Source organism: Scytonema sp. UIC 10036, from assembly GCF_009725235.1.
Genome location: NZ_WJFC01000286.1, coordinates 1 through 13,306, shown reverse-complemented (window position 1 = coordinate 13,306; position 13,306 = coordinate 1). Strand labels below are relative to the sequence as shown.

At 41.0% G+C, this 13,306-nt stretch carries 8 protein-coding genes; 6 read left to right on the top strand and 2 right to left on the bottom strand.

Going from position 1 to position 13,306, the window contains the following annotated elements:
- Nucleotides 1–291 precede the first annotated feature (291 nt).
- The 5 genes from F7734_RS56885 to F7734_RS56865 all read left to right on the top strand — a co-directional run bounded on the left by F7734_RS56885 (nucleotide 292) and on the right by F7734_RS56865 (nucleotide 7,999).
- Complete coding sequence (locus F7734_RS56885; RefSeq protein WP_155752979.1) at nucleotides 292–3,003, top strand: MFS transporter; 2,712 nt, start codon at nucleotides 292–294, stop codon at nucleotides 3,001–3,003.
- 205 nt (nucleotides 3,004–3,208) lie between these two features.
- A complete protein-coding gene (locus tag F7734_RS56880) occupies nucleotides 3,209–4,375 on the top strand; it encodes a fatty acid desaturase (RefSeq protein WP_155752978.1) in 1,167 nt (388 codons plus the stop codon).
- A 414-nt stretch (nucleotides 4,376–4,789) separates the two neighbouring features.
- Nucleotides 4,790–5,746 carry a PEP-CTERM sorting domain-containing protein gene (locus F7734_RS56875; RefSeq protein WP_155752977.1) on the top strand — a complete coding sequence of 319 codons (957 nt, stop codon included), beginning with the start codon at nucleotides 4,790–4,792 and terminating at the stop codon, nucleotides 5,744–5,746.
- Between the two features lie 89 nt (nucleotides 5,747–5,835).
- Nucleotides 5,836–6,555, top strand: coding sequence for a PEP-CTERM sorting domain-containing protein (locus F7734_RS56870; protein WP_155752976.1), 720 nt, complete (start codon nucleotides 5,836–5,838; stop codon nucleotides 6,553–6,555).
- Between the two features lie 475 nt (nucleotides 6,556–7,030).
- Complete coding sequence (locus F7734_RS56865) at nucleotides 7,031–7,999, top strand: hypothetical protein (RefSeq protein ID WP_155752975.1); 969 nt, start codon at nucleotides 7,031–7,033, stop codon at nucleotides 7,997–7,999.
- 109 nt (nucleotides 8,000–8,108) lie between these two features.
- Here the strand turns inward: F7734_RS56865 and F7734_RS56860 are convergent, their stop codons facing one another.
- Nucleotides 8,109–8,906: a DNA-binding response regulator gene (locus tag F7734_RS56860; protein ID WP_155752974.1), complete on the bottom strand. Its 798-nt coding sequence runs from the start codon at nucleotides 8,904–8,906 to the stop codon at nucleotides 8,109–8,111.
- 46 nt (nucleotides 8,907–8,952) lie between these two features.
- Complete coding sequence (locus F7734_RS56855; RefSeq protein ID WP_155752973.1) at nucleotides 8,953–11,100, bottom strand: PAS domain-containing sensor histidine kinase; 2,148 nt, start codon at nucleotides 11,098–11,100, stop codon at nucleotides 8,953–8,955.
- 807 nt (nucleotides 11,101–11,907) lie between these two features.
- Between F7734_RS56855 and F7734_RS56850 the strand changes: the two genes are divergently transcribed.
- On the top strand, nucleotides 11,908–13,281 hold the full coding sequence (locus F7734_RS56850; protein ID WP_207714455.1) for an efflux RND transporter periplasmic adaptor subunit: 1,374 nt from the start codon (nucleotides 11,908–11,910) through the stop codon (nucleotides 13,279–13,281).
- Nucleotides 13,282–13,306 lie beyond the last annotated feature (25 nt).

Sequence of the window (13,306 nt, the reverse complement as noted above, 5' to 3'; positions counted from 1 at the left end):
GTATTTATGAGAATAGTGACAATTCTAATATAAAGTGCATTTTTTGAATAATTCCGTAATCTTTGAATTTGGACTTGATGAATTAATAGAAGTCCATAAATTGCACCATAGTATTTAGTAGGATTTAATTTTTATAACTTGGACTCTGGAATGCAAATGAATTCCAGTGATTTTGATGGAGCTTTGAGAAAAAATTAAGCAGGAGTACTTACCTAAGTTTATTGAGGCAAATATTCATTCTCGTTTTTTTTACCAGAGTCAATAAAGTCCCTAAATAAGGAAATTTAGGAAATGCTAAAAGTCAAAGTTTTCAATTACCAAACAGGTGAGATCCATCCCATAGATCTAACACCAGAAACAAACAGTAAAGGACAGTGTACTATTGGGCGAGCCTTAAACTGTGACTTAGTTCTGGTTAGCCCTGAGGTCAGTCGCATACACGCTAGAATTATCTACCAAAATGGGGATTATTATTTTACGGATCTGTGCAGTAAGATTGGTTCCCGAATCAACAATGAAGATGTTCAAGCTAATCAGAGTTACATCTTGTCAAAGAACGATGTTATCCGCGTCGGGGGATTTGTTATCCTCATTGAATCAGTAGAGACATCTTCGTTAACAAACCATTACCCAGGGTGGGTGCAAGATAGCGATCGCCATTGGACAAAAGATGAGTTGATTGTTCGATGTGTGGGGGTGGTTGATGAAACTACAGACATCAAGACATTTTCCTTTGCAGCCGAGTCCTCGGTACCGTTGACTTATAAGCCCGGACAGTTTATCACCTTAGAGTTGGAAATTAGTGGAGAACCGATTCTCGGCTCTTACTTCATCTCCTCCACCCCTTCACGACCCCACAGCTTGGAAATTACCGTCAAGCGTATCGGACAGGCGACTGACTCCCGCAATAGACAACTGGCTCTGGTTTCTAATTGGTTGCACGATCGCATCACCATTGGCAGTACAGTAAAACTCATTGGCGGTGCGATGGGTGATTTTACCTGTGTTGACAAACCGTCGCAGAAACTGTTGATGATTTCATCTGGGAACGGTATCATCCCCATCATGTCGATGACTCGGTGGGTGAGCGATACGTTGTCAGCCGAGTCCGATCTTATCTTTTTCCATAGCACCCGCAGTCCCCGAGATATTATCTTCCGCCGGGAATTAGAGCTCATCGCAGCACGTATGCCTAAATTCCGTCTGGCAATGACCATGACTCAGCCAGAACCTGGTGATGTTTGGATGGGCTTGACTGGTAGAGTCACCGAAGCCATGCTGCAAGCCATAGCCCCTGACTTTCAAGAACGCACAGTTTATATTTGTGGGCCAGATAGTTTTTTGCAAGCGGTGAAAGCTATGCTAGAAGCTCTCGCTTTCCCCATGGAGAACTATTACGAGGAGAGACTTACAGCGCCAAAAAAGGGTCAAAACGCTCTAAAAACCTCAAAAAAGGAATCACCATTACTGCCGCCTAGCGATCGGTTTCAGAATGGGTTTCGCGGTAGTGAGGAACCTACGGTAATTAGGTTTCCCTACCAGGGGACGCCAGAAGACGAGGCTACAGTTATTCCCTTCAATTGCGGAACGCCAGAAGATGAGGCTACAGTCATTCCCTTCAATCGAGGAACGCCACAAGACGCTCCTACAAAGATTAAACCATCCTCTCAAGGGATAGTGCAAAACACTCCGAGATCGCCTCAATCGTCTAAGCAGGTTACAGCAATATACGAGAAAAGCGTTGAAGCGACAGTCAAGCATAGAAACGGCGCACAAACCGCTGTAGAGGAGCTGTCAATTCCCCTGAATGAGTTGTTCCCTGAAACAAGTGGTTATGCGCCCAAATTGGTTTCAAATTCTCCATTTTCCACTGGATTACCAGCCTTATACATCATCGGGTTCCTGTCTGGTCTATCTATGGGGCTTTTTAGTCCTTTTATTTCAACACTTATGTCTCAACATCAAGTTCCTGAAATGTTGATAGGTGCCAATTCTACACTGTACTATCTTGCCATCACTTTGGGAACTCCCGTTGTCGCAAAGATGTTGCCTCGAATAGGGCTGCGGCGAACTATGATGTTTGGCTTGGCACTCATGGGTTTAACTGCTCCTCTGTTTACCATGACCACGGAAATTTCTTTGTGGTTTGTTATACGGGCTGTCATGGGTATTGCTTGTAGTTTGTACTTTGTCAGCGGACAAACAGGATTAAACCACTTTTGTCGTGAAAGCAATCGGGCGATCGCAAATGGTTTGTATGCTCTGACCTTTAGCTTGGGATTCGGGATTGGTCCTGCGATCGCTTCCGTCTTCTATAAATTTTCACCAACACTTGCTTTTTCTTTAGGTAGTCTTTTAATTTTCAGTGGCATAGCAGTCGTCTTGATAGGTATACCTGAAACGGTTGTCGTTTTTCAACCATCGTCGCGTACCGGAATTTTTAAAAGACTGTCAGTACCTCTTTTAGGTGCATTTGCTTTCGGTTTTGCTGAATCTGTTTTGGTCTCTCTATACCCAGTGTATCTTCTCCAACAAAATTACAGTGTAGATCGCATAGGCTATACCTTTTCTATATTCGTCATTGGAGGTTTGCTCGCTACGATTCCGATTACACATTTTGCAGATAGATTTGGCAAAATCAACATTCTTCTAATAAGTGTATGTGTCGTTATTTTGTCTATTTTATCGCTTTCATTAACCCAAGACTTGGTTGTTGTTCAACTATTGACCTTTATTACCGGAGCTAGTTTGACTCCTATTTTCCCACTATCATTGGCACTCATTGGAGAAAAACTTTCCAGAGATGAATTATCTTCTGGAAGTGCTTTGTTTACAGCTATATACAGTATTGGATGTACCGCCGGACCTTTACTTTCCTCCATCATCATGAAAATGTTCGGCGATCGTTTTATATTTAGCTTGTTGTTAATCAGCTTGACAATATTTTTAGAGCGGATAATGAGACAACCTAAAAAAGTACTTTTGACTTCTCACGCTGGATGAATATCTATTATTTTTTGATTGAAATACAAGTAGATAGGCTAAAGCCAACTACATGAAACTTGTGACAGACATTGCCTACTCTACAGGACTGAAAAGTGTTCATAATGATTTAGAAGTCCTACATAACTGAAATGTTCTTTGAAGAAAAGCAAGTCGTGAAAATTGGTAAAACTGTAGTTATTAACTTAGTTAGGAAGATTTAACAATGGAAACCAAAAATTATCAAATTGAAGATTTATCGAATTTGGGGAGAACCAATCGCCCAAACCAAACAATAAATCATCAGAACCAAGAGATTGCTCTCAGTAAGATAGACTTTACTCTAGCTGATGTTGTCAAAACGATACCCCCTGAATGTTTCCACAAGAATCCTTGGAAAGCTTGGACTGCTGCATTCATTAGTTTTCTGCTGATTGTCTTGGGTTACTGTGGGATGGTCATTCTTCCCTGGTACTGCTTACCACTTCTATGGACTTGGACTGGTATAGCTTTAACTGGTTTTTTTATGTTAGGTCATGATTGCGGTCATTATACGTTTGCCAAAAAACCTTGGGTAAACGATCTAGCGGGACACTTATTTATGACTCCCGTATTTTACCCATTTTACAATTGGCGGATTCAACACAATCAGCACCACGCTCATACAAATAAGCTAGGAGGAGAAGGTTTGCAGCAATTGCAAGACATATCAAATGGAAAAGCAGATCCATATTGGCATCCCTTCAGAGTGGAGCTTTATGAAAGCTTACCACCAATGACTCGTTGGATTTATCAGAGGCTGAAAGGTGAATGTTGGTGGCTACTCACGGTTCTAGGTTGGTGGTATCAAATCACTCTTGATGCATCTAAATTATCTATAAAAGACCGTTCCAAGGTAAAGCTATCGATCGCGATCTCGCTAACTTTTGCTGGGATTGTCTTACCTACCCTTGTTCTGACTACAGGAGTTTGGGGACTAATTAAGTTTTGGCTAGCTCCTTGGCTGATGTTCCATTTTTGGTTTAGCACAATTACTCTGCTTCACCATACATCTCCTGAAACCATTTGGAAGGAAAATACTGAGTGGAATGCTGTCCAAGCTCAACTTTGGGGAACTATTCAATGTAACTACCCTCGCTGGTTTGAATTTTTCTGTCATGACATTAACTATCACATTCCCCATCACGTTTGTGCTGCTATCCCTTTCTATAACCTGCGTATGGCTCATCAAAGTCTTCAACAAAATTGGAAACCTTTTGTCAGGGAGGTTAATTTTTCATGGTCGCTTGTTAAGGGAATTATCAGTGAGTGCCATCTGTATAACACAACTGAAGAACGCTATCAATCTGTCAAAGAGGGTGCATCCCGAATTTGCCAAAGCCTGCAAGAATAGAATTCTGGGACTATACAAACAAAGTCCACCTGCGTATTAGAAGATTGATTGTACCAATATATGTTGCCAACCGCTATAAACTCCTACTACAAGGCAATAGTGAAAAAATGGCTAATCCTTTCAAAAGATTATCCTATTTTTTCAGAAAATTCTCCATTGCAATTATGTTTTCAACCCGTTATACTCTCAAAAGATAACGGAAAAATATATACCTATAGAACTTATGCAAAACCCCTCGCTTTTTAAGGGGGATGGGGAACCTACAAAACGTGAAATACCCAAAAGACCATTGAAGTTGTGTAAGCCCTGACCTAGTAAAAACAACAATTTTTTAAGAGGTTTGCAGAAGAGCGAAAAAGCGCTTATCTTCCTTTTGACCCTAGTTTTATAGATTCATAGGAGTTTTCTCAAAATATGTTTAAGTCTGCCCTTTATCTACTTCTAGGATTAACCGCAACCATTGCGGTCTTAACGCCTATGACTGTTGAAGCTGCTACTTTTGACTATACGCGACTTAACAATATTACAGCACGACCTATAGATTCTAATGATGTCCTCAAGTTTGATGGAGAACAGTCTCAAAATGAGGGGTATGTCGCTTTTTCTAATGCAGACCCCAATGCCCCAGACTCAGGTCATATAGGTCTCGGAGGAGCCTTAAGTAGAGGGAATACCGCTTATTACATAGCGGGACGGCAAGACAGCCCCGATCCTAGTGGTGCAACTCGTGCAGCAGGTTTAGAAAACATCACAGGCTTCTCTAACTTTTTCAAGTACCTAAAGAGCAACAATATCCCACTCAGTAGCATTGGCTTTAGCTTTGGTTCAAAAAGTGGTCAAGACTTAACCAAAACTTGGAATTTAGGTGAAGATAAATTTGGGCAAGATTGGTTCGTTAATTCAGATTCAACTATTGGAGAAAGCATTTATCGAGCCAATCCAAATGATGTAGAGTTATCTTTAACTTATGGAACATCCAAGATCATCAGTTTTGGATATTCAGACACATACTTTGTGTCAGTTAACGACCAAGGTGATAACTATGTTGACAATTTAAACATCTTTTTGCTTGACCCAGTTCCAGCATTTAAAGTAGCTAGCTTAGATCCCTTGGCATCAGGCTTGGCTGACGCGTTCTTACAAGATGTAAATGCTGGTGGTGGAAGTGTTCAATTAGTGTCTGAAGACGTACTTGAGACTTCTGACGTTTCCTATACTGTTAGCAATGGATTTGAAATCCTCAATCTTTCCTTTTCAGGAGAGCTGAGGGTAGTTAAGAGTAAAACTGTGCCCGATCCTTCGTCAGCCTTGGGATTATTGGTGTTCGGAGTTTTAAGTGTAGTTCCGCGTATCATACAACAAAAGTCTTGATTTTAGCTTGACAAAACCGCTTGTTCTGTTCTAATGAATCATGTGCAAGATCTGAGTTGTCACGATTTGTAAACCTTGTAAGAACCCATATGCGTAATAACCTACTTTCAATACTTCTTGGACTAACTGCTACCATTGCCGTACACGCACCTCTACCTGTTAAGGCTGAAGCCAAGGTCTATCAATTTGTTGGTGGTAAAGAGAGCATCAACCTTGATGCAAGCGCACTTGAGCAACTACAGTCTTTAGGTTTATCATTGGCTTCGGTAGAAAATACAGCCGAGCCAGCTCCGGGTTATACCTATGCCTTTAATGTCATCCCTGCCAGTTCGGATTCTAATGCTCCAGCCAGTAATTTTACCTTTAGTTATGATGATGTCACACAAGAATTTATTCCCCTTGGTGGAACAGTAGATTTAACTGGCAGCATTTTTTTCAATGTAGACACCACTAAGCTTGCCCTTCCTCCGCAACTGGAGATAGGAGACCTATTTGCCCAGCCTGCTATTGACCTAAATGTTATAGATAAGGCAAATACTGGTTTACCTGTATTTACTCTGGTACCAACTGCTCCTGTGAGGGTCGATCTTCAAAATCAGAGTGTAACGCTCAATTTCACGGCGTTGGTAGCTCAAGAGTTCAGTGATTTTCTTGTCGCTGCAGGAGCAGATACTCCAATTGCAGGTTTGAATATTGGGGAGGTTCAAGGAGATAGGAATATTGCTTTGGTTCCCGAACCTAGCAGTGCGCTAGCCATCCTGATGGTTGGTGGAGCGCTCACTGCGCTTAAGTTACGTCGAGCCGTTTAATGAACGCTCTTTTATCACTAAGCGCTAGAGAATAATAGACGCGATTGGAAATCGCGTCTATGCAAACAAAGTCCGCCTGCGCGGACTAACTGAAAAATCAGGTTTTAAATTTTCGGCGTTGCATAATTGCGGGATATTTTTGAATTGTTGTAAACGAAAAAATCTAAACTCTTCGCGCCCTATGCCTCCAACGTCTGCACGCTATGTGCAAGGCACACGCTATGCCGAAGACGGCACGCTTCGCGAACGCGAACGCGAACGCGTCTTTGCGGTTCAATGATTCATCCCTATTGTAAGCAACGCCAAATTTTCTTTAGCCAAAGTGATGGAAGAACGTTAAAGGTTCTGTTGCAAAACTTTTTAAGCGTAAAGCTCTGTAAATATTTTTGCAACAGAACTTCATATATAATGCAGCAATTTTTACATATAGTTAAGTAAAAACAATCGCATTTCTTCTAACTTTGTTAAAACTTTTATGCGTACTTATCATCTTCCAACACTTTTTGGGTTAACCACCACCATCGCAGTATGTGCTCCTCTATCTGTTCAGGCAGCTACTTTCAACTTTGACCTACTACAAAATATTTCATCACGACCAAAGGACTCTGCCTACACACTCAGTTTGTTAGGCAACCCGTCTGAGAACCAGGGGTATTCAGCTTTCTTGAATCCAGATCCGTCTGCCCTAGACTTTGGTCATAGAGATATCAGCTTAAATGCGTCGGGTAATGGTGCTCCTTATTACGTGACTGGTCGGCAAGCAAGCCCCGAACAGCCTCCAAGCGGTGCTACCAGAGCATCAACCGTCACTGGAATTGCCGGTTTCCCAACATTAAGCAACTTCCTAACAAGTAACGGAATTGCGTTCAGTAATCTTGGGTTTAGCTTAGGACAAAAAAGTGACCGTAGTTTTACCAAGACGTGGAATTTAGGTGAAGATAAGCTCGGTCAAGATTGGTTCGCTAGTCCCAATTCAAATATTGAAGAAAGAATATATAAAGCTAATCCAGATGATGTTGAGGTATTCCTCTCTTACGGGACAACTAAAATAGTTAATTTCGGGTATTCTAATCTCTACTCAGTTCTTGATTACGGCGCGACCACTCAAGTTTCTGACGATATTGATATCGCTTTTACTGACCCAATTAAGGCAACGAAGGTGGTAGGGCTAGATCCATTTGCAGACACATTAGCTAACGCTTTCTTACAAGATGTTGCTGCTGCTGGTGGTGGAGTCCAAGTAGTCATCGAAGACCAAGATGTTGACGATACTAATATTACTCAGGGCAATGGATTCGTTGTTATAAATCTTAAATTATTAGGCACTCTTCGAGCGGTATCAATACCAGAACCTAGTTCTGTATTGAGTTTATTGATGATTGGGGTTTTAAGTGCAATTGCTTATCGGAAAAAATGGAAAAGCCAGCGTGAGTCTTCCATTTAGGTGCTATTGATTTATTGAGGACAAAAACAAAGCAGAATATCAATAACTAATTAGAAATACCCACTGCAACTCCAACTGGCGCAGTGGGTGTTTCAATACTTTTGTGAGTTTATAACTGTGTACGATGTGTGTTTCTCCACTGTTTTGGAGATATGGAATAGATCTGGCGAAACCGACGAATGAAATGACCTGCATCTGGATAACCTACCTTAGCCGCAATTTGATTGACGGGTTCATCAGTCTTTAAAAGCAGCATACGCGCTTCTACCATCTGGCGCTCAACAATCCAGTTATAAACTGTTTTATTAGTTTGACGTTTCACTAAATTGGTTAAATAAGCAGTAGAATAACCAACTGCCTCAGCGACATCACTGAGGTTAATTTGTTTGTTATAATTTTCTTCGATAAATTGGAAAACTGGATTGAGTTGCGGAAAGTTATCAGGAAAAATTGATTGAGGGTCTGGTACGATCGCACCTTGAACAGGCTCTGACTCTTTAACAGTTTGACTTTCAGTAGAATACCACTGCTTGAGAACAGTTTGTTTTTCCAGTTGAATGGCGATCGCTCGCAGCAATTCCTCGACTTTACAGGGTTTAGTCAGATAGTCATTAGCTCCGAGTTCCATTCCCTGACGCAGTTCGGCTTTGGAAACTTTAGCAGTGAGAAAAATGAAGGGAATCACTGCTGTGAGAGGTTCTTGTCTGAGTGCCTTCAGCACGCCATAACCATCAAGCTCGGGCATTTGAATGTCACAAATCACCAAATCCGGTAAATGCTCTTTTGCTAATTGAACGCCAACAACACCATTTTCAGCGCCAATGACATTGTAACCATCTGTTTTCAGACTATTTAAAAAGAGATTGCGAGTTCTTGTCTCATTTTCAATGATTAGAATCTTTTTCATAATCTTCTCTGTATCCGCTGAGCGAGTGAAATTAAGAGGGCGATCGCTACTGGGTTTTCGGTTGGTTTATTAATGGCAAGGTAACAATAAACGTAGTCCCTACTCCAACAGTACTGTCCACACGAATTTCACCCCCGTGTAAATCAACAAATTTTTTGACAATTGATAGCCCCAGCCCCGTACCTTCTATCTCCCCAACATTACTAGCTCGATGAAATGGCTCAAACAATTGTTGTCGATCTGCTAGTGGAATACCAATTCCTTTGTCGCTAATCTGAAAAATTAAGTTCTCATTTTGGCAAGACAATTGCAAATCAATTTGACTGTTTGACGGGGAATATTTCATGGCATTTGAAAGCAAATTGGTCAAAATGGGCTGTAGCAGTTTCTTATCTACGCAAGCTGTTAAACACTCACTTTGACTTACAAAAGAAAAGACGTGCTCACCGCTGTTTTGCATTTGCATTTCTGCTAGTAAGTGACGGCACAATTGCACCACATCAAGTGGTTGTGGCTCGAACTTTCGTTTTCCTGCTTCCGCTCCACCAATAAACAAAGCCTGATCCAGCAATGAGTTGAGCTGTTCAACGTCTGTTTCAATCCCGTAGAGATACTCAAGTTTTTCCTCCTCAGTCCATTTGTGACCGTAACGTCTCAAGGAGCTGGTAGAAAAGGAAATATTATTCAATGGAGTGCGAAATTCGTGGGAAACTATCGAGATAAAACGTGCTCGAAGTTCGCTCAGTTCTTTTTCTTGTTCTAAAGCCTGTCTAATGTCTACTTCCGCTTGTTTGTGCTTGGTAATGTCGATCGCTGTTCCCAGTACAGCTAACTTTCCTTCAAACTCTATCGTACCAATACTACAATTTAACCAACGCTCTTCACCGTTTTTGGTCAGAATCTTCATCTCTTCTTCGCAGTGCTTGATTTCTTGAGATTGGACTAAATCTGATTGCTGCTGTCGATGTAATTGTCTGCGCTCTTTTATTAATTCCCAAATATCAGTGTGAGCCAATAACTCTTCTCTTTTGTAACCTGTTATATATTCCGCAGCTGGATTGACATAACAAAACTGTGTCCCTTGTTGAATAAATATGATGACGTTAGTCATTTCTGCCAAAGTGCGAAATCTAGCCTCGCTTTGGCATAGTGCTTCTTCAATTCGCTTGCGTTCTGTAATATCTTCAGTAACAACAAGAAAATATTTTGCAGATCCGTAAGAGTCTCGGACAAGGGACACAGTTGTATGAATCCAAACATAAGCAGAATTTTTACAGATATAGCGCTTATCCATTGAGTATGTCTGGATTTCATTTGCTAATATTTGACGAACATACTCTAATTCAGTCTTAAGGTCTTCAGGATGGGTAATAGCCGGACAACTTCGCTCAAGCAGATCCTCTGATGTATAACCTAAAATGTCACAAAACTTTTGGTTAACGAGTACAAAGTGTCCATCTGTTCCCACATGGGCTAAGCCGACAGCCGCTTGATTGAATGTGGCGCGAAACCGTTCTTCACTTTCTTGCAATGCTGACTCTACCTGTTTGCGATCGCTAATTTTGTAACTCAATAGCTCGTTAAAATTATTTAATTTAGCACTACATTCTTGAACTTTGAACTCCAATGCTTCAACAGTTATGTTTCCAGAGTTGGTCAAATCTTCGAGATTGTTGCTTAACACCTCAGTTTCTTCAACTGTACTCAACAAAGTTTCGGTTTTTTTTTCAAACAAAATTGTTTTTTTGGAATGGCTTGAGTGATACTCTGAAGCTGTTTTTATTTGTTGCTCTTTGGTGATATTGCTAACCATTAGACAAGCACACTCCCTATCGTAATATTTCAAATAGGTAACAGCAATCTCCACTGGAAAAGCCCAGCCCTCTTTAGTGTAATGTAGAGATTCAAAGGTGAAAAAGCGCTGTTGTTTGATTTTTCTCCAATAACTAGACCAAGCTTCTCCACAAAAGAGAGGATTCAGCTTATCTACAGTCATGGAGAAGAATTCCTCATGAGAATAGCCCGTCGTGACACAAGCTGAATGGTTTACGTAAAGAAATCGTGCTTGTGGATCTACCCAGAAAATAGCAATTCCGGTACGATCTAGGAATAATTTGGCAAACTGCAATTCTTCTTCTGGCTGTAGAATGCATCCAGGTTGACCTTGCTCTAAAACGAAATTGTGAACAACCATAACACCATTGTTAAATTCTATTTTTTTCTCTGTTATCAAAATTTATTATTTGACACAGAATTGATACATTTTTTAGAACTCTCCTCACACTTTACAACAAGATAGTTTCTTGAATTTCTATGATAGTGAAACTAAGACAGCATAATGTAAGTCTACATGAAAATATAGGGTATTTTCTCATGCTTGCCCAACCCAAAGCCGATGTTTCATTTGTAATTCTTAAGTAGAGACTCACAATAGATCTTACTAATTACGACATTTATTTACAAAGCTTTACAATGCTTGGAATTGTTATAGAGCAGGTGTTAAGGCGATTTTTTAGATAGAGAGATGGTGTTTTTGTCAACTATCCGTAAAAATAAGAATCCTCAAAATTAATGTGGCAGACGACTGGAGAAAAAACTTTTTCTCGAAAATCGTTTCAAGTTTCCGAAATTTGCATAACATAGGTTGTTTTTAGAAAAGGATTTCCTTTTTAGCTTAGAGCAGTAGTCTGTTAATCTCACGCAAACAAGTTTCTTTAGGATTTCCAAGAAATAAATTCCTGCGGAGCGTCCTCGCCTGTCCCATAGCATGGACAGGCGAGGACACGCACCCTACCCCATGTGGTCTATTAATCTCAAAATTGGCTTAAATCCTAGACTAATACTCTAGTACTACATAAAGTCTTCTTTTTCATTTTTGTTGTACATACTTATCAACTGCAGCTTGCTAATACCCAATAGGAATAGATGGGGAAAGCTCAACAAATACTTAACCAAACCCCAGCAAATTAGATTCTCAAAATTTATTATTTAGGTAAGTTTTATGAAAAATGAGTCAAATAAGGGACAAGATACGGTACTGCAGTTAAATGACGGCACTTTAGTTGAGATCGTGCCAAGTTTCAAGTTGAAAAAAAGCCGATTCATCCCTGTAAGTGCGATCGCTCTTTTAGTGCTTTCTGTCTCAGGTCTTGCTTTTGTGGGGTTAAACTCTACCAGTACGCCAAAAAATGTCGCTATTACACCTCGTAAACATATTGTTCCAGTGAAAACCCAACAGGTGGAGGCAGCCACATCTTATCAATTGTTGCAGGCGTATACGGGAGAAGTTGCAGCGATGCGAGTCAGTGAGTTAGGCTTTGAGCTTTCTGGAAAGGTAGTTAAGCTCAAAGTCGATCGGGGCGATCGCGTGACTACAGGAACTCCCTTAGCGCAACTCGATACTAGCGACCTAGAAACTCAAGTTCAAGAATTACTTGCTCGCAAAGCCCAGGCTGTTGCTGTTCTTGAGGAACTCAAAGCCGGACCGCGAGCAGAGAAAATAGCTGTTGCTCGCGCCCAAGTCAAACAAATAGAACAACAGTTAAAACTAGAAGAAATCAAGCACGCTCGAAGAAAAGATTTATACACTCAAGGAGCAATTTCCAGAGAGCAGTATGAAGAAGTTGCCTCCAGTGCAAATGTTTTATTAGAGCGGTTGGCAGCCGCCCGCAGTGAATTAAATGAGTTACTAGCAGGGACGCGCAAAGAACAGATAGCTGCACAACAGGCAGTTGTCAAACAATTAGATGCTAGCATTGCTCAAATAAAAATTAAGATTGCCAAGAGTACAATCAAAGCTCCTTTCTCCGGGATGATTGCCGCACGTCGCCTAGATGAAGGCACTGTTGTCAATGCAGGTCAAGCAGTGGTGCGCTTGGTAGAAAACACTAAACCAGAAGTCGAGATTGGTGTCCCCGTGCAGTTGATACCACAAATTCAACTGGAAAGCAAGCAGAAAGTGCAAATAGGACAAAAAACATACCAAAGTAAAGTTTCATCAATTTTGCCAGAAGTGAACCTCACCACTCGTACTCGCACTGTAGTGTTGACATTAGAAGGATCGAGAGCGCAGTCAGTAGCACCCGGACAAATTGCACGGTTGACAATTCCACAAACAGTCAGAGAAAAAGGGTACTGGGTGCCAATTACGGCATTGGTACGTGGAGAGCGTGGTTTGTGGTCTTGTTACGCCTTAAAAGCAGAAAAATCACCAGATGGAACAAAGTCTTATCGTGTCGAACAGCACAATGTCGAAGTATTGCACACCCAGGAAAAGCGTGTTCTTGTACGGGGTACACTTCAGCCTAGTGACACGGTGATTATAGATGGTACTCAACGAATTGTACCCGGTCAGTTAGTATATCCAACACTTTAGAGGGGTTAGGGGGTAGGGGTTAGGG

What these genes read in the sequence shown, in the direction of transcription:
- F7734_RS56855 (WP_155752973.1), bottom strand. Translation starts at nt 11,100, where the DNA reads ATGGTTGTTCACAATTTCGTTTTAGAGCAAGGTCAACCTGGATGCATT.
- F7734_RS56860 (WP_155752974.1), bottom strand. Translation starts at nt 8,906, where the DNA reads ATGAAAAAGATTCTAATCATTGAAAATGAGACAAGAACTCGCAATCTC.
- F7734_RS56870 (WP_155752976.1), top strand. Translation starts at nt 5,836, where the DNA reads ATGCGTAATAACCTACTTTCAATACTTCTTGGACTAACTGCTACCATT.
- F7734_RS56875 (WP_155752977.1), top strand. Translation starts at nt 4,790, where the DNA reads ATGTTTAAGTCTGCCCTTTATCTACTTCTAGGATTAACCGCAACCATT.
- F7734_RS56880 (WP_155752978.1), top strand. Translation starts at nt 3,209, where the DNA reads ATGGAAACCAAAAATTATCAAATTGAAGATTTATCGAATTTGGGGAGA.
- F7734_RS56850 (WP_207714455.1), top strand. Translation starts at nt 11,908, where the DNA reads ATGAAAAATGAGTCAAATAAGGGACAAGATACGGTACTGCAGTTAAAT.
- F7734_RS56865 (WP_155752975.1), top strand. Translation starts at nt 7,031, where the DNA reads ATGCGTACTTATCATCTTCCAACACTTTTTGGGTTAACCACCACCATC.
- F7734_RS56885 (WP_155752979.1), top strand. Translation starts at nt 292, where the DNA reads ATGCTAAAAGTCAAAGTTTTCAATTACCAAACAGGTGAGATCCATCCC.